The sequence below is a fragment of the Nitratidesulfovibrio liaohensis genome, from assembly GCF_011682075.1.
Taxonomy (GTDB): domain Bacteria; phylum Desulfobacterota; class Desulfovibrionia; order Desulfovibrionales; family Desulfovibrionaceae; genus Cupidesulfovibrio; species Cupidesulfovibrio liaohensis.
Genome location: NZ_VSMK01000649.1, coordinates 1 through 936, shown reverse-complemented (window position 1 = coordinate 936; position 936 = coordinate 1). Strand labels below are relative to the sequence as shown.

The following is a 936-nucleotide window of genomic DNA, read 5'->3' as shown; positions in this document are numbered from 1 at the left end:
GGCGCGGCCAGGTGATCGTGCGGGGTGACCAGCACCGAGGGCGCATCGGGCGGAAGGTCGGCGGGGGCCGCGACGAACCGGAAAAGGTGCGCGGAGTGGTGGGGGGCGCCAGCCCCGTCGGCGGAGGACCCCGGTGCGTCGTGCGTCCCGATGTGGTCCGTTCCTGCTTCGCCAGCCAAGGTGCCGGTTGTGCGCAGGCCCAGCGCGTCGCCGGGGTCGCAGATCCACACCGTTTCCCCGGCCAGCAGCGCGCCGTTGACGTGGCGGACCATGGCGATGTCGGCCATGGCCAGCCCGGCCCGCGCGGCCAGCAGGTCGAACGAGGGCAGACCCTCGGTGTCCGTGGCGGTGGTGATGACCGGCGTGCCGCCGGTGACGGCGGCCACCTGACGGGCAAGGTCGTTGCCGCCGCCCAGATGGCCGGACAGCAGGCTGATGGCGAAGGCCCCGCGCTGGTCGCAGACCACCACGCAGGGATCCTGTGCCTTGCTGGTGATATGCGGGGCGATGCAGCGCACCACGATGCCCGTGGCCGCCACGAAGACATGGCCGGAATGCAGGCGGAAGGTGCGCGCCACAAGGTCCGCCAGCGAGGCGAACGGTTGGGTGGTCGGTATTGCCGCCGCGCCCGGCATGCCCGAAGCAGCCCCCTCCGTGGTAGCCGCGCACAGGCGTTCCGCCAGGTACAGCGTGCCGCCCAGTGCCCCGGCAATGCGTCGTGCCAGCGCGGCCCCGCCGGGGGTCAGCGCGTACACGGCCATGGGCCGCGTGGATGGGGGGGCTGGCGTGTGGGGCATGGCGGTCAGGACCGGGTTGAGGTGTGCGCGGGGCCGTTTGCCGGAAGCGTCCGACCAGGTGCGGGTGATGCCGCAACGCAGGCGGGGGCGGGGCCGTTCCGGCGTCCGCCCCCGTGTCGTTGCGATGGCCCGGGGCAGG

1 protein-coding gene is annotated in these 936 nt (G+C 73.7%); it reads right to left on the bottom strand.

Annotated elements, in window-relative coordinates:
- Window positions 1–797: cobalamin biosynthesis central domain-containing protein (locus FVW27_RS17140; protein ID WP_279586650.1), on the bottom strand; the 797-nt coding region annotated here is incomplete at its 3' end.
- Window positions 798–936: the final 139 nt, after the last annotated feature.